Genomic DNA, 15,028 nt, shown 5'->3' with positions numbered 1-15,028 from the left:
GGCGAAACGTCGTTCCGCCGGGCTCCGGAATCCATCAACCCACGGGGCGCGCGGTTACGCCTCCCAGACGGCGGCGCAGGTGCGGTCGTCGGCGTACCCCTTGATCCGGAGCTGGGTGTCGGCGAGGAAGGCGGGCAGTCCGGGCGGCCCTGCGCTCCCCCAGCGCTCGGCGAGCTCGCCGGGGAGCGCCGGCTCGCCGCGCATGGGCTCGGCGAGTCCGTTGCTGCACAGCATCAGCGTGTCCCCGGGGCGGGCCACGGAGGCCCGGAACCGGAAGGGCTCGGCGGGCGGCTGCGGCGGACCCTCGACGTCAGGCGTCGCCGGCCCGGTGATCTGCAGATCCATGGTCAGCCGGTCCCCGTCCGGCCCCGCCTCCTGCTCGCCGCCGGGCCACGCGGCCCGGCCTGCCCCGCCGCTCTCCGGGATGAAGGGCTCAAGGTCCTGCCAGAGCCCGTCGCGGAGCCGGAAGAGGCCCCCGCTGCCGACGCCGAAGAACACCCGGGTGCGGCAGTCGGGGTCGGCGGACAGCAGGAGACAGCGGAGGTTCGCCGTGTACGCGTCGGGTTCGACGCCCAGTTCGGCGGCGCGGGCGCGCAGCTTGCCGTACGTACGGTCGGTGAGCCGGTGCAGCCCGGACTTGAGGTCGCCCCGGCGGCCCGCTCTTATGTCCTCGGAGAGCCGGAGGTGGCTGCGGGCGACGGCCCCGCCGATCCAGCGGCAGGCGTCGGCCGCGGCGAGGTGGGCCGCCTCGCCGTCCCGCCTGCCGTCCGCCACGGCGACGAGGACGAGGGCGCTTTCGGCGGCGCCGAACCGGGCGGTGAGCAGCCCGTCGCGCCGGGGTTCGCCGCGGAAGCGGGCGGAGTCGCCGCGTACGGAGGCGGCGCGCAGGGTGTACGTCCCGTAGCTCGCACCGTCCGACACGGTGTCGGGAACAAGCCCTTCGAGATTCTCCGAGGTGGCGGAGGGCAGCGCGGCGGGTTCGGCGTCGTAGGTGGGCGGCCGGTCCCCCAGGTGCCCGACGACGGGCCGTACACCGGCGGCGAGGGTGGGATCCGGCGGCAGTTCGTGCAGCGCACTGGGGTCGGCCGCGAGACCGGCTTCGGGCTGCCCGTCGGCCTCGGGCACGGGCGGGGCCGGCACCCGAGGCGCGGCGAAGGTCCGGGGTCCGGCCTGCCCACCGGGCGCTTCCCAGGGCGCCGGGAAGGCGGTGGTGCGGGGCGCGGTGGGCGGGGGCGGGGCCAGCACACAGGGGTCCAGCACGGGATCCGGAGCCGGTGCCGCTGCCGGAACCGGCGGCGGGTCCGCAACCCCTGACGGGTCGGGGTCCGGGCTCGGCGCCGCTGCCCGGTCCGGTCCGGGGTCCTGAACCGGACCCGTCGCTACCGAGGGGTCCGGGATCACGACCGGCGGCGGAGGCGGAGCCGGGACCTCGGACCGGCTCTGCCCCGGCAACCGCCCCTGGTCCGGCGGCCGGTTCGCGTCCACGTCCCGGACCGGCTCGGCGGCCGGGTGCGCGGCCTCGTAACCGTCGGCGTCCGGGGACTCGTAGCGGTCCGCGAACGGATCCTCGTAGGCGTCCGCGTACGGGTCGCGGACCGTTTCGCGTGCGCTGGCCCGGCGGGTGTCCGCGGGGCCGCTCACCGTGTCCGACACGGAGTCGAAGCGGTCGTCGAGGCTGTCGGCCGCGCGACTGGGACCGGTGTCCGGCGCGGACTCGTCGTACAGCTTGCGCCACCAGTCGTCCTCGTGGGCGGCGGGCTTCTCCCCCTGCTGACTCATGCCCCTATTGTCGACCGCGAAGGCGGCCCGAAAACGGGGCATCGGGAAAAAGTGGCCCATAAACAGGGTCCGCCGGGCGGCCCCACCCCCCACGGGAAGGACGCCCGGCGGACCGGTCGGAACGATCGGCATCTCGGCGTTTCAGACGGTCGTATGCTCAGCCGATCTGCGGTTCAGCGGCTCGCTGTGCCCGCCCTGTCAGCGCACGGCATACGCGTCGTCGACCGTCTGGACGACCGCGTTGCCGTTCGCGTCGGTCAGTTCCGTCCGCAGGGTGACGGACTTGCCCGCCGCGTCCGCGTGGTCGACGGTCGCGGTCCAGCGGCCGCCCTGGTGCGCGGTGGTGGCCGCGTGCCAGGCCTCGCCGCCGTCGTAGCTGAACGACACCTTCGCGGAGGTGAGTTCACCGGGTGTGTACCCGGCGTGACCGGTCGCGGCGAGCCCGATCCGCTGACCGTTCTTCGCGGGCACCGTCTTCATGCCGTCGGTGGGCACGTCGTAGCGGGGGAAGAGCAGCGGGAGCCCCTGCGACGCCACGTCCGGCTTCCGCTCGGAGCGGAAGCCCCAGGTGGTCTCCGTCTGCGTGGACCGCTTCCAGACCGCGGCGGGTGAGCCGATCTTCGTGGTCGTCAGGGTGAGTTCGTACGCGGCGTCCTCGGAGGGCACGGTGAAGACGCCGAACGGATAGCCGCTGCTTCCGAGAAGTTCCCCCTCACGCTTGAGCTGCATACTGCCGATGTCTCCGAACGAGCCCTGCTGGCCGACGTGTTCGGAGTCGGTCATGAAGGCGGGGGCGACGCCGATGAGATTGTCCTGCCGTTCACCGGCGAGCGCCTCCTCGCCCTTCGCGTCGCGCGGGGCGCCGGGGACCAGCAGACCTCGGTACCACTCCTCCGTCGTGGTCCGGCCCGCCTGGTACGTACGGGCGTCGCCGGTCATCAGCTCGCCCCACGGGAAACTGGAGGAGAGCATCTTCTGCCAGACCGTGTCCCCCGCCGTGTAGTACTCGGTGCGCTTTCCGGGGGCGGCGACGAGGGCGAGGGAGGAGGCGCTGTAGGTCGCGCCGTAGGGGCGGGAGACGAGGAGCGTGTCGATGAAGTCGGCGGCCACGCCCATGGATTCATGGGTGGAGACGACCGAGCCGAGCTTCTTGTCCCGGACCTTGTAGGTGCGGTCGGAGGTGAGCTGCCCCTTCTCCGGGAACGCGAGATTGTAGACGAACGGGCTGACGGCCGTGGCGGTCCAGGAGACCTCCGCCCCGCCCTTGCCGAGGGCCTTCTTCAGCACGGCGGCCTCGTCGGCGCGCAGAGCGAGGACCGGCAGGGGCGCGGCCCCGTAGCCGAGGCCCGGCTGCCAGTCGCCGGCCGAGGGGCGGTGCACCATGAGCGCCTTCGCCCCGGCGGCCTCGGCGGCCCGTGCCTGGGCCAGGACGTTCGACGCGTCGTCGCCGACCTTCACCAGGGCGATCCGGCCCTTCGCTCCGGCGGCCTCCAGCTCGGCGGCGCTGCCTGCACCGGCGTCGACGACCTCGGCGCGGCCGGTGCCGTCCAGGTTGACCGAGCCCGTGGTGGCCGGCCTGGGGTGCAGCGCGGCTCCGCCGACGAGGGAGAGCTTCTGGATCTGCGGGGCGTAGGCGCGCCAGAAGGAGGCGAACTCGAAGTCCCCGTCACGGGCCTTGCCCTGGACGTCGACCAGGTAGTCCTTGACGATCCCGGTGCCGGAGATGGATCCGGAGTGCAGCCAGGTGTCGTCCCAGGAACGCCCGAACGCGAGGGTCGCGCCGCGTGTCTCGGCAGCCCGGTCCTCGGTCCGCACCTTCAGGCGGTGGGCCTTGCGGGCGTCGAGGACGAGGGTGGTGTCCTTGGTGACGGTCAGCTGGGGGCGGGCCAGATAGCCGACGGACCCGACGAGCCGGCCCGTCGGGTCAGTGGGGTCGGGCGTCGCGATGAAGCTGAAGACGAAGTACGCGCCGGGCCGCACCTGGAAGGTCTGGTCGGTGGCGCCCTCGTTGAACCGGCGTTCGCCGGAGGCGGTGTCGGTGCCGATGAGGTCGAGGGAGGAGACGCCGTCGGCGGGCTTACCGGTGCGGTCGACGAGCTTGACGCGCAGGGTGACGGTCTCCGGTGCCACGTACAGGGAGAACGGGGTGGAGACCTTCACTCCCCCGGCGGCCGTGGCGAGGACACGGCCGGTGACATCGCCGTACTGGGCGGCGGTCAGCCGGGCGGCGGGGTCGAGGGCGAGGGGCACCTCGACGGTCTTCCCGGCGGGCACGGTGAGGGACGTGCGGCCGAGCGAGGCGATCTTCGAGCGGACGGCCGAGCCGTCGTTACCGGTGACGCCCGCGACCTTCAGCGACAGCTTCACCGGCTTGCCGCTCGTGTTGGTGTAGGGCACGGCGACGGTGGTGCGGTCGCTCTTGTCCTGCGGCCAGTTGAAGGTGCCGCCCTGCACGGCGGGGGCGCCGGTGACGGGCGTACGGATCGCGCGGTCGACGTCGAGGCGGCCGCCTCCGGTCTCGCGTACGTCACCGGGGACGGCGCTGCTCGCCGAGGAGACGAGGGCCGCCTTGATCTGCTGGGCGGTCCAGTCGGGGTGACGCTGCTTCACCACGGCTGCCGCGCCCGCGACATGCGGGGTCGCCATCGACGTACCGGACATGGAGCGGTACGCCTGTGAGCCCCGGCCGCCCGCGGACGCGGCGGAGATCGCGACACCGGGCGCGGCGATCTCGGGCTTGAGGGTGTGCGAGACGATCGCGGGGCCGCGGCTGGAGAAGTTCGCCGTGGAGTCGTCGCGGTCCACCGCGCCCACGGTCAGGACTCCGGGGGTGCAGCCGGGCGAGGAGACGGTGTTGAGGGACGGGCCGAGGTTTCCGGCGGCGACGACGAACAACGTGTCCTTGTTCTTGCCGAGTTCGGTGGCGGCCTGGCTCATCGGGTCGGTGTAGTCGGTGGGTTCGGCGCTGCCGAGGCTCATGGAGACGACGTCGGCCTTGTTGTCGACGGCCCACTGCATGCCCGCGATGATCCAGGAGGCGGCGCCGGAGCCGCTGTCGTTGAGGACCTTGCCGACCAGGAGATCGGCGCCGGGCGCGACGCCCTTGTTCTTCCCGTCGCTCGCCGTGCCGGAGCCGCCGGCGGTGGACGCGACGTGGGTGCCGTGGCCTTGGCGGTCGTCGGTTCCGGCGGAGTCGGTGAAGTTCTCCGATGCGGTGATCCGGCCCTTGAGGTCGGGGTGTTCGGCGTCCGCGCCGGTGTCCAGGACGGCGACCTTGGTGCCCGTGCCGTCGTAGCCGGCGGCCCAGGCGCGGTCCGCGCCGACCTGTTTAGTCGACTTGTCGAGACTGGCCTGAACCTTGCGGTCGAGCCAGAGCTTCTTGAGGCCGGAGCCCGCGCGGGAGCGGGGGGCGGTCAGGTCGGCCCAGAAGTCGGCGGCGCGCTTCTTGTCGGCGGTGAGCGCGAGTCCGCCGATGATGTCGAGGGCCGCGCCGCGCTCGGCCCCGCGCGGGGTGACGAGGGTGCGGCGGGCGGTGTCGCCGGTGTAGGTGGCGATCAGCGGGACGGAGTCGGCGCGGCTGTCGTCGTAGCCCTGGCGGATCAGCCCGGTGACGTTGAACAGCTCCTCGTCCACGGTTCCGGCGGCGAGCGCGGAGACGGCGGACTCGGGGTAGACGTACAGGTCCGGGCCGGACTGCCGGGTCTGGACGAGGGGCACGCTGCCGTCCGGGCGGGGCAGGGCGGTGGCGGCGGGCGCGCCCGAGGCGTCCGTGGTCACCAGGACCTTGTCCCCGGTGACGAGCGTCAGCGTGACGGGCTTCGGGTCCGTGGCGGCGGTGGCCGCGCTCCCGGTGATCGGTCTGTTCGCGTCTCGCCCGTCCGGTGGCGCGGCCACCGACGGCGCGATCACGGTGACGGCGAGCACGGCGGCGGTCGCCGTTCCGAGTGCCGTACGCGATATCGGGCGCATCGCTCTCCCCAGGTCATTCCGGAACGAAGCAGCCCAAGAGGCCGCATCCCGGAGGTTGTTGGTGCTGCGGTGGCGCCACAGTGGCAGAGGGGCCAGGGGTACGGGGGATGATGTGGGCGGCGGGTTTACGCCGTGGCCCTTTCCCGCCATGCGGGGCCCGCCGCAGGGGCGCCGCGATGCGCGATCAGCCACGTCCGGGGAGGTCGGAGAATGCTGGGGGCCATAGGTCTCGACGAGAGACAGGAGACCGCGTACCGCGCGCTCGTCGCGGCGGGGGCCGCGGAGCTGACCGATCTCGCGCACCGGCTGGCGCTTCCGGAGGCGGACGCCGAACGGGTGCTGCGACGGCTGGAGCAGCAGGGTCTCGCCGCCCAGTCGTCGGCCCGGCCAGGACGCTGGGTGGCGGCTCCGCCCGGGGTGGCGCTCGGCGCGCTGCTGATCCAGCAGCGGCACGAGCTGGAGCAGGCGGAGCTGGCCTCCGCGCTGCTCGCCGAGGAGTACCGGGCCGAGGCGAGCGAACCGGCGGTGCACGATCTGGTGGAGGTGGTGACGGGGGCGAGTGCCGTCACCCAGCGTTTCCACCAGTTGCAGCTGGGCGCGGTGTCCGAGGTGTGCGCCCTGGTGACGGGGAAGCCGATCGCGGTGACCGGGATGGAGAACGAGTCCGAGGAGCGGGCGGCCTCGCGCGGGGTGAGCTACCGGGTGGTGGTCGAGCGCGAGGTGCTGTCGACGCCGTACGGGATCCTGGAGCTGTCGGCGGCGCTGAGCCGGGACGAGCGGTGCCGGGTGGTCGACCGGGTGCCGACGAAGCTGGTGGTGGCCGACGGCAGCCTCGCGATGGTCCCGCTGACCGGGCGGGGTGCGGAGCCCGCGGCCCTGGTGGTGCACGCCAGTGGTCTGCTGGAGTCGCTGATGGGGCTGTTCGAGGCGGTGTGGCGCGATGCCATGCCGTTGCGCCTCGGCGAGGGCGGCGGGGTCCGCGAGGACGGCGTCGGGCCGGATCCGACGGATCTGGAGATCCTGTCCCTGCTGCTGGCGGGGCTGACCGACGCCAGTGTGGCCAAGCAGCTGGATCTGGGGCTGCGGACCGTACAGCGCCGGGTCAAGGGCCTGATGGAGCTGACGGGCGTCTCGACCCGGCTCCAGCTGGGCTGGCACGCGTACGAGCGTGGCTGGGTGGCCCGTACCGGTTCGGGGGCCTAGGTCCTGTCGTCAAACTGCCTCATCGCCGCAGGTGGCCGGGGTGCGCTGACGGGCGGAGCGGGACACTCTCCGGCACGCTGGTCAGATGAGTGTGTGGCAGCTCGTCGCCGTCGGCCTGGTCATGCTGCTGGGTCTGGTCGGCGTACTGCTGCCGGGGGTGCCGGGTCAGGCGATCGTGTGGGCGGCGGTCCTGTGGTGGGCGCTCACCGACATGACACCGGCCGCCTGGGGCGTCCTGATCGGCGCGACGGGGCTGATGCTGCTGAACCAGGCCCTCAAGCCGCTGCTGCCACCCCGTCGCCCGGGTGAGTCGGGGGCGCCGCGCCGGACATTGATGATCGGCGGGGTGGCGGGGATCGCCGGGTTCTTCGTGGTGCCCGTGGTGGGCGGGGTCCTCGGGTACGTGGGGGCCATCTTCGGCGCGGAGCGGCTGCGCCTGGGCAGCCGGGGCGCGGCCTGGACGTCGGTGCGCTCGGTGATGCGGGCGACGGGCTACGCGGTGCTGGTGGAGCTGTTCTGCTGCCTGCTGGTGGCGGGTGCCTGGCTGGGCGCGGTGCTCTGGGGCTGACCCGGGGTGTCCGGTCGGCCGGTCGGCCCGGGTCAGCCCAGGGCTGCCGCCTCCGCCGCACCCGCCGTCTCCAGATGGCGTACGGCGTACGAGCGCCAGGGCCGCCACCGCTCCGCGCCCGGTGTGCCGTACGGGTCCACGTCGGGGTCGCCGAGCGCCCGTATCCGGATCAGGGCGGCGGTGGGCCGGTCCATCCCGGGCAGCGCCAGCAGCGTCTCCTCCGCCTCGTCCCGGTCGGCCCCGGCGTCCAGCCGCAGCCGGCCGTCGGCGAGCGCGGTGGCCAGGGCCCGCAGCGCCGGGTCCTCGGCGGAACCGGCGAGCACGTCCGGCTCCGGGAACAGGTGGGTGAGCCCCCCGCAGGGCACGTCCAGCGCCTTCCCGTACCGCTCGACCAGCTCCTCGGCCGCCGCACGCCCCACCAGGGTCCGCACCGCGGCCTCCTCCGGGTCGGCCGCGCCCGGCGAGCGCAGCCCGGGGCGGGCGGCGACCAGCGGGGCGAGGCGGCGGTCGGCGGCCAGCGCCTCGTCCACGGCGTACGGGTCGGCGTCCAGGTCGAAGAGGCGGCGCACCCGCTGGACGGCGGTGGTCAGGTCGCGCAGGTCGGTGAGCTGGATCCGGGCCTCCAGCCAGGGGCCGCCCGGTGAGGCCTCGTCGACCGAGGCGAGCCCGGAGCCGTACGGCAGCCGGAGGGTGCGCCGGTAGGTACGGGAGCCGGGTGTGCCGGCCACCTCCTCGATCCGGGCGACCGCTTCGGCGGCCAGCAGGTCGAACAGGGCGGCGGTGGCGTACGGGCCCCGGTGGGCGAGCCGCAGCGGGATGCCGGCCCGCAGCCCCTCGCGGCGGCCGCCGCCGAGCCCCGTCCCCGCTTCGGCGCGCAGCGCGCTGGGGGTGCGGGCGTAGATCTGCCGGATGGTGTCGTTGAACTGCCGCACACTGGCGAACCCGGCGGCGAAGGCGATCTCGGTGACCGGCAGCGGGGTGGTCTGGAGGAGCACCCGAGCGGTGTGGGAGCGCTGGGCGCGGGCGAGCGCGACGGGGCCCGCGCCCAGTTCGGCGGTGAGCTGGCGCTGGACCTGCCGGGCGCTGTAGCCGAGCCGCCCGGCGAGCCCGGGGACGCCCTCGCGGTCGACGACGCCGTCGCCGATCAGACGCATGGCCCGGCCCACGACGTCCGCGCGGACGTCCCACTCGGCGGAGCCGGGCACGGCGTCCGGGCGGCAGCGGCGGCAGGCCCGGAAGCCGCCCGCCTGGGCCGCCGCCGCGGTGGGGTAGAAGCGCACGTTGGCGCGTTTGGGGGTGACGGCGGGGCAGCTGGGCCGGCAGTAGATGCCGGTGGTCACGACGGCGAAGAAGAACGCGCCGTCGAACCGTGCGTCGCGGCTGCTCACCGCCTCGTACCTGGTCCGATCGTCCATCACACCGTCCAGTGTGCGGCAGCCGGGGCCGCCGCACTCGCGGAATTCGGACGTCGCATCCGTGCGCCGGCGGGCTACCGCACCCGGCCGCGCTTGGCCTGCATGGCCGCGCGCCCCTCCGCGCCCTTGCGCTTCCAGTCCCGGAGGATCTCGGCGCGTACCCGGGCGTCGGTCTTGGCCACGATCCGCTGGTTCTCGCGGATCAGCTTGCGGTAGCTCTCCAGCCGCCGCTCGGGCAGGGTTCCGTCCGCCAGGGCGCCGAGGACGGCACACCCCGGCTCGGCCTCGTGGGCGCAGTCGTGGAACCGGCATTCCCCGGCCAGCTCCTCGATCTCGGAGAACACCTCCCCGACCCCGGTCTCGGCGTCGAAGAGGCCGACGCCGCGGAGCCCCGGGGTGTCGATGAGGACGCCTCCCTGCGGCAGGAGCAGGAGGTTGCGGGTCGTGGTGGTGTGCCGGCCCTTGCCGTCGACGTCACGGGCCGCCTGTACGTCCATGACGTCCTGGCCGAGCAGGGTGTTGGCCAGGGTGGACTTGCCGGCGCCGGAGATGCCGAGCAGCACGCTCGTACCGCCGGAGACGATGGCGCCGAAGACGTCGAGCCCCTCGCCGGTCGTGGAGCTGACGGGCAGCACCTGGACGCCGGGCGCGATGGCCTCGATGTCCTGGACGAGGTGGGAGAGGGTGACCGCGTCGGGCACCAGGTCGGCCTTGGTCAGGACCACGATCGGCTGGGGCTGCCGCTCCCCGCCGGAGCCGTCGCCCAGCAGCGCGGCGCCCTCGGAGCTGGACAGGGCGAGCGCGAGGAACCGCTCGACCCGCCCGAGGTCCAGCTCGACGGCGAGCGAGACGCAGATGGCGATGTGGTCGATGTTGGTGGCGAGCACCTGGCCCTCAGACCGCTGCGAGGAGGTCGAGCGGACGAAGGCGGTACGGCGCGGCAGCAGCGTACGGACGAAACGCGGGTCACCGTCGGCGTCGAGCGCCACCCAGTCGCCGGTGCAGACGATCCGCATCGGGTCGCGGGGTACGACGAACGCGGTGTCGGCGCGGACCGTGCCGTCGGCGGTGATCACGTCACACCGGCCGCGGTCCACGCGCACGACCCGGCCCGGCACGAGCCCCTGCTCGGCGTAAGGGGAGAAGGCTGCCGCCCAGTCTTCGTCCCAGCCGTACGGGGTCAGCGGGTGCGAGGAGGAGACAGCGGAGTCAGCGGAAGAAGAGAGGGAGGAAAGCGGGAAAGACAAGGGAGACCCTTCACAGGGTGGCCCCGGCGCGCGCTCGGCGCGGAAAGGAGAGAAGTGGTCAGCCGGTGGCCACGGGGATGAGGACGATGCTCTTCCGGTTGTGGGCAGTGCCCATCGCAACGACAGTCATCAATGTCCTCACCTCCTGATTCCTCTGGTTCCCGGTTCCCGGAACCGGCTTCCGGCGGAACGGTGATCACCCTAGCCCTCCCCCCGGGAACACCGTCAACCGATTTATTCCGGACCACGGTCGAGGGACGTTCGAGCAGGCTTATTCGCGAGGGATGGCCGCAATCTCCCTCGATCGGGTGATACGTGTGCATGAGCCACGGTCCGGGGCCGTTAGGGTGCCGAGCATGACCACACCCCAGGCCTCCACCGGCATGTTCACCCCGGCCCAGTTGGGCACCCAGATCCTGATCGGCTGGAGCGGCCGGCAGCCCGACGCGGACCAGGACACCGCCTTCCTCCTCGCCTACTCGCTGGGCGACGGGCAGGACGGTCCGGTGGTCGGCCGCGAGGCCATGCGCGCCGCGCTGGAGCGTGCGGGCCTCCACGTCGGCGGTTCGATCCAGGACGCCGCCGAGAGCCCGGGCATCCAGGCGAAGCTCCTCGTCCAGGCGGGGCAGGCCGTCCTGACCCTGCCTCATCTCAGCGCGCAGTACCCGGCCCCCGCTGAGTGGCTGGCCGCCGCCCAGGCGCAGGGCCAGGTGTACGGGATGTTCGCCACGACCCCGTGGCCGGAGGCGGTTCCCGGACAGCCGGTCAGCGAGGAGCAGTTGCGGGCCTTCGCCGCCGACGAGGAGGTCGTCCGGACCGCCGCCCACTGCCTGCTCCCGGTCCGCTCCCTGGGCTGAGGAACGTCACCGCCCCGCCTGCGACGAGGCCCACCACCCCCGTGGAGTGGTGGGCCTCGTCGTGTGCGCGATGCCGTGCCGAACGAGAACGGGCGGTCCGAGGAGTGATCCTCGGACCGCCCGCGCCGACTGCGTCAGGCTGGGGTGCGTCAGTTGTTGCCGACGCCGTTGCCCGAGAGGACCGGGATGTCGTCCAGGATGTGCGACAGCGGCTCGTCGCCCTTGGCCTGGGTGGAGTTGTCGGCGCACTGCTGGTTCTGCGGGTTGGAGAGGACGTTGACGTCCTGGACCGCGATCGGCACGACACCGACGAGCGAACCGACGTTCGCCTTGAGGGGCAGGCCGACGCAGAGCTTGTTCAGGGTGCCCTGAACGAGCTGGTTCTGCGGGCTCCAGTCGCCCTCCGTCTCCGCGTTGCCGATCTCCGACTCGGCACCGTTCCCGTTGAGGGTGGTGGTGCCGCCGTCGTTGCCGATCGCCATGGCCGTGGGAGCCGCGACTGCGGACAGACCGAGCAGGGACACGGCCACTGCAGCGCCGGCCATCATCTTCTTCATCAACTTCACCTTTCGGAGCGTCCCGTTGTGGAACGTACTGATCAACTGCCGCTGCCCCTGATCGGTTGCGCAGTACCACTCATATGGGTTCGTTCCGGCGCAAGGTCGACGCTGCTGGTCAGTTTCCGGGCGTCTCAGGCCCGGGGCCCTGGTCCGCGGTGCGCGCCGCCGGTACGAATCCACCGCGGCGGGGGGCCGGTTCCTGGTGCGGTTCCGCCAGGGGGTGGCCGTCGCGGGCCGCCTGCCATTCGGCGACGAGCCGGTCGTAGATCGGTGTGCCGCCGCCCGGCGCGGGCCACCGTTCGGCGCTCTGCGGGGTCTGACTGTCGTACGGATCCATGCCGATGCCCTACCCGGCCCGGCGGGGGCCGTCAGCCGTGGTTACGGCATCCGGCCCAACCGGTTGACCCGACGGGAGACACCGGCACACGACGTGGCACATGACGAGGGGCCGGTCCGTCCGGTCCGGCGAAGAACGGTCGCCGTACGGATGGACCGGCCCCAGGGGTCACCGGGAGCGGACCGGGGTCACGCGGTCTCAGTTGTTGCCGGCACCGTTGCCCGAGAGGATCGGGATGTCGTTCAGGAGGTGCGACAGAGCCTCGTCACCCTTGGCCTGGGTGGAGTTCTCGGTGCACTGCTGGTTCTGCGGGGACGACAGGACGTTGATGTCCTGGACGGAGACCGGCACGAGGCCGAGCAGCGAGCCGACGTTCGCCTTGGCCGGGAGGGCGATGCAGGGCTTGTTCAGCGAGCCCTGGATGAGCGCGAACTGCGGGCTCCAGTCGCCGTGGGTCTCGGAGTTGCCGTAGGCCTGCGAGGCGCCGTTGCCGTTGACCGTGGTGGTGCCGCCGTCGTTGGCGATGGCCATGGCGGACGGGGCGGCCGCGGCGGAGACGCCGACGATGGAGACGGCGACGGCCGCCGAGGACATGATCTTCTTGAACATGGAAGAGCCCTTCTCGAAGTGATGCGTATCAGGCGGAGAAACCCGGGGAGATGGTCGTGTAGCGGCGGTCAGCCGCCGAGGGGAACGCCGCCGAGCAGCGGGGCGGCGCCCTCGGCCGCACCGGTTGCCTGGCCCGCCAGCTTGCCGACCGTGCCGTCCTCCGAGAGCGTCTCGGTGGTCTCGGCGGCCGTGTCCACCAGCGGGTCCACGACCTGCGGGGCGCTGGCCATCACCTGGTTGAGGCCGCTGTCGAGGCTGAAGTTGGGGGCCGTGGGCGTGGGAGCCGCGAAGGCGGGAGCGGCCGTTCCGAGGGCAGCCACGGAACCGACAACGAGGGCGGCGGTCTTCGCGTACTTCACTTTTCTGGTTCCCTTCTGCGCGGCGTCTGCTTCGGTCACGTCTCCGTGCCGCACACAAGCTTTCTTTACCTGTGACTTCTGCCGCTTTCCTCCTGATCAACGATCAGGCCGCTTCCGGGAAACTGTGGGGCGCGGAATTTCTCCGACGTCGTCCACGACAAAGGGCCCCGGACGGCATGTGCCGTCCGGGGCCCACCGACTGCTGACCGGGAAGCCCCGGCCCCGCCGGGGAGTTACTTGTTGATGCAGGTGTTGCCGAACGCCGGGTTCAGTGCACCGATCACGTTGACGGTGTTACCGCAGACGTTGACCGGAATGTGGATCGGGGCCTGGAGGATGTTGCCCGACAGCACGCCCGGGGAGCCCGCGGCAATGGCCTCGGCGCCCGAGTCGGCCATGGCCGGCGCGGCGACGCCCATCGCCATGAACGTACCGGCGGCGACAGCGGCAACCTTGGTGAACTTCACGTCTATTCCCTTCCTCGGCGGAGTCCGGTGCGGTCACGACTGTCGTGCCCCGCCCGAGCCGGATAACGAATCGCTCGCGACTCCTGCGCTGTCCTACGTAACGATGATCACCGGGAATCGGAACTGTCCGCCGGACGGATTTCTGGATATCCCCCCGAATGCCGCAGTCGCGTCCCGGGAAAGCGACGGGCCCGGGTCGCTCGGTGGAGGAACGCCGAGGGCCCGGGCCCGAGTAGGGCGGCTGCGGGTCAGTTGTTGCCGACGCCGTTGCCGGAGAGGATCGGGATGTCCTCCAGGATGTGCGACAGCGCCTCGTCACCCTTGGCCTGGGTGGAGTTCTCGGTGCACTGCTGGTTCTGCGGGGAGGACAGGACGTTGATGTCCTGGACCGCGACCGGCACGAGACCGATGAGCGAACCGACGTTCGCCTTGGCAGGGAGGGCGATGCAGGGCTTGTTCAGCGAGCCCTGGACGAGCGCGAACTGCGGGCTCCAGTCACCGTGGGTCTCGGAGTTGCCGTACGACTGCGAGGCGCCGTTGCCGTTGACCGAGGTCGTGCCGCCGTCGTTGGCGATGGCCATGGCCTGCGTCGCACCGAGACCGAGGATGGAGGCGGCGACAGCGCCCGTAGCCAGAACCTTCTTGATCACGATTAACCCTTCTCGTACTGGTTGCCCCGTGGCGGAGCCCCCTGGTCAACTCGCCACGCGACGTTAGGTTCCGCCCCTTCACCCGAATGCCGGACACGAGGGGATCCCCACCTCCCTGCGCACGGTGATTCCGTACGGCAGTCCGTTCGTGAAGGAATTGCACAGGGCCCCTCCGAACAATTTCGCCCGAACGAGTGGGCGAACGCCGACGCCCGTGACGCCGCCCGACAGCCGTGACGGACACCCGGACGCGGTCAACACCACCGAAGATCAGCACAGTTGAGGGCGAATCGTTTTTCTTGTTCTGTGAACCGGGATGAGCGGGATACGACAGCACCACCCGTACGGGTGATTACACAATTTCCACGCAACTCCAAGTTTCCCGCGTGACGTCTGTGTCGTTATGGCAGTCGTCCAGCGCGCACGTCTTCACCACTTTCACCATGGCTTCCCGCCGGATCCGGCTGTGCAGCGGCTCCGCCCGATGGCTGCCCGTTGTCCGCGCGCGAAGCACCCACGCGATGTCCTCGCGAATGTCCTCAGAAAGGGCAAGTAATGCGACAGGTCTTGAACAAAAGCATGATCGTCATGGCGGCCGCATCGGGCCTCCTGGCGGCGGTGGGCGGCACCGCGCACGCCGACGCGTCGGCCGAGGGCGCGGCCGTCGGTTCGCCGGGGGTCGGTTCGGGCAACGCCGTGCAGGCGCCGGTGCACGTCCCGGTCAATGTGTGCGGCAACACCGTCAATGTGATCGCTCTGCTGAACCCGGCCTTCGGCAACAAGTGCGTGAACGCCGACGGCCCGAAGCACGAACACCCCCCGGTGGATGAGCCGCCCGTGGACGAGCCCCCGGTCGACGAGCCTCCGGTGGATGAGCCGCCCGTCGACGAACCGCCCGTGGACGAACCCCCGGTCGACGAGCCCCCGGTGGACGAGCCCCCCGTCGACGAACCGCCCGTGGACGAACCCCCGGTCGACGAGCCCCCGGTGGACGAGCCCCCCGTCGAC

Annotated in this window: 14 protein-coding genes; 4 read left to right on the top strand and 10 right to left on the bottom strand. The window is 72.1% G+C overall.

Features of this window, described 5'->3' with window-relative positions; all coding sequences use genetic code 11:
* Positions 1-54: 54 nt before the first annotated feature.
* The gene (locus IE140_RS16090; protein WP_189460461.1) at positions 55-1,779 is read right to left on the bottom strand and encodes a protein phosphatase 2C domain-containing protein; all 1,725 of its coding nucleotides are present in this window, start codon (positions 1,777-1,779) and stop codon (positions 55-57) included.
* A gap of 198 nt (positions 1,780-1,977) precedes the next feature.
* Positions 1,978-5,748, bottom strand: coding sequence for a S8 family serine peptidase (locus tag IE140_RS16085; protein WP_150194210.1), 3,771 nt, complete (start codon positions 5,746-5,748; stop codon positions 1,978-1,980).
* A gap of 210 nt (positions 5,749-5,958) precedes the next feature.
* Here IE140_RS16085 and IE140_RS16080 point away from each other — a divergent pair, with 210 nt between their 5' ends.
* Positions 5,959-6,951 carry a helix-turn-helix transcriptional regulator gene (locus tag IE140_RS16080; RefSeq protein ID WP_032775277.1) on the top strand — a complete coding sequence of 331 codons (993 nt, stop codon included), beginning with the start codon at positions 5,959-5,961 and terminating at the stop codon, positions 6,949-6,951.
* Positions 6,952-7,036: 85 nt separating this feature from the next.
* On the top strand, positions 7,037-7,519 hold the full coding sequence (locus IE140_RS16075) for a DUF456 domain-containing protein (protein WP_032768036.1): 483 nt from the start codon (positions 7,037-7,039) through the stop codon (positions 7,517-7,519).
* A 32-nt stretch (positions 7,520-7,551) separates the two neighbouring features.
* On the opposite strand, the gene IE140_RS16070 is transcribed toward IE140_RS16075, so the two are convergent.
* Positions 7,552-8,934, bottom strand: coding sequence for a bifunctional transcriptional activator/DNA repair enzyme AdaA (locus tag IE140_RS16070; RefSeq protein ID WP_093445214.1), 1,383 nt, complete (start codon positions 8,932-8,934; stop codon positions 7,552-7,554).
* 74 nt (positions 8,935-9,008) lie between these two features.
* A complete protein-coding gene (gene rsgA / locus IE140_RS16065) occupies positions 9,009-10,181 on the bottom strand; it encodes a ribosome small subunit-dependent GTPase A (protein WP_093445215.1) in 1,173 nt (390 codons plus the stop codon).
* Positions 10,182-10,537: 356 nt separating this feature from the next.
* On the opposite strand from rsgA, the gene IE140_RS16060 reads away from it, so the two are divergent.
* The gene (locus tag IE140_RS16060) at positions 10,538-11,038 is read left to right on the top strand and encodes a DUF5949 family protein (protein ID WP_032775273.1); all 501 of its coding nucleotides are present in this window, start codon (positions 10,538-10,540) and stop codon (positions 11,036-11,038) included.
* Between the two features lie 149 nt (positions 11,039-11,187).
* Here the strand turns inward: IE140_RS16060 and IE140_RS16055 are convergent, their stop codons facing one another.
* The 6 genes from IE140_RS16055 to IE140_RS16030 all read right to left on the bottom strand — a co-directional run bounded on the left by IE140_RS16055 (position 11,188) and on the right by IE140_RS16030 (position 14,020).
* Positions 11,188-11,595, bottom strand: coding sequence for a rodlin (locus tag IE140_RS16055; RefSeq protein ID WP_032775271.1), 408 nt, complete (start codon positions 11,593-11,595; stop codon positions 11,188-11,190).
* Between the two features lie 118 nt (positions 11,596-11,713).
* Positions 11,714-11,935, bottom strand: a complete 222-nt coding sequence (locus tag IE140_RS16050; protein WP_109180611.1) for a hypothetical protein — start codon at positions 11,933-11,935, stop codon at positions 11,714-11,716.
* 198 nt (positions 11,936-12,133) lie between these two features.
* Positions 12,134-12,544, bottom strand: a complete 411-nt coding sequence (locus IE140_RS16045) for a rodlin (RefSeq protein WP_109180610.1) — start codon at positions 12,542-12,544, stop codon at positions 12,134-12,136.
* Positions 12,545-12,612: 68 nt separating this feature from the next.
* A complete protein-coding gene (locus tag IE140_RS16040) occupies positions 12,613-12,903 on the bottom strand; it encodes a hypothetical protein (protein ID WP_150194241.1) in 291 nt (96 codons plus the stop codon).
* A gap of 233 nt (positions 12,904-13,136) precedes the next feature.
* Positions 13,137-13,370: a chaplin gene (locus IE140_RS16035; RefSeq protein ID WP_075263580.1), complete on the bottom strand. Its 234-nt coding sequence runs from the start codon at positions 13,368-13,370 to the stop codon at positions 13,137-13,139.
* A 248-nt stretch (positions 13,371-13,618) separates the two neighbouring features.
* Positions 13,619-14,020, bottom strand: a complete 402-nt coding sequence (locus IE140_RS16030) for a rodlin (RefSeq protein WP_006128514.1) — start codon at positions 14,018-14,020, stop codon at positions 13,619-13,621.
* Positions 14,021-14,575: 555 nt separating this feature from the next.
* On the opposite strand from IE140_RS16030, the gene IE140_RS36520 reads away from it, so the two are divergent.
* On the top strand, positions 14,576-15,028 hold a 453-nt coding region (locus IE140_RS36520), incomplete at its 3' end, for a chaplin (RefSeq protein WP_189460459.1).

This window comes from Streptomyces parvus, assembly GCF_014648875.1.
Classification (GTDB): Bacteria; Actinomycetota; Actinomycetes; order Streptomycetales; family Streptomycetaceae; genus Streptomyces; species Streptomyces parvus.
The sequence above is the reverse complement of the archived record's forward strand: the minus strand, read 5'-3'. Positions and strand labels throughout refer to the sequence as shown.

What these genes read in the sequence shown, in the direction of transcription:
- IE140_RS16090 (WP_189460461.1), bottom strand. Translation starts at nt 1,779, where the DNA reads ATGAGTCAGCAGGGGGAGAAGCCCGCCGCCCACGAGGACGACTGGTGG.
- IE140_RS16085 (WP_150194210.1), bottom strand. Translation starts at nt 5,748, where the DNA reads ATGCGCCCGATATCGCGTACGGCACTCGGAACGGCGACCGCCGCCGTG.
- IE140_RS16080 (WP_032775277.1), top strand. Translation starts at nt 5,959, where the DNA reads ATGCTGGGGGCCATAGGTCTCGACGAGAGACAGGAGACCGCGTACCGC.
- IE140_RS16075 (WP_032768036.1), top strand. Translation starts at nt 7,037, where the DNA reads ATGAGTGTGTGGCAGCTCGTCGCCGTCGGCCTGGTCATGCTGCTGGGT.
- IE140_RS16070 (WP_093445214.1), bottom strand. Translation starts at nt 8,934, where the DNA reads ATGGACGATCGGACCAGGTACGAGGCGGTGAGCAGCCGCGACGCACGG.
- IE140_RS16060 (WP_032775273.1), top strand. Translation starts at nt 10,538, where the DNA reads ATGACCACACCCCAGGCCTCCACCGGCATGTTCACCCCGGCCCAGTTG.
- IE140_RS16055 (WP_032775271.1), bottom strand. Translation starts at nt 11,595, where the DNA reads ATGAAGAAGATGATGGCCGGCGCTGCAGTGGCCGTGTCCCTGCTCGGT.
- IE140_RS16050 (WP_109180611.1), bottom strand. Translation starts at nt 11,935, where the DNA reads ATGGATCCGTACGACAGTCAGACCCCGCAGAGCGCCGAACGGTGGCCC.
- IE140_RS16045 (WP_109180610.1), bottom strand. Translation starts at nt 12,544, where the DNA reads ATGTTCAAGAAGATCATGTCCTCGGCGGCCGTCGCCGTCTCCATCGTC.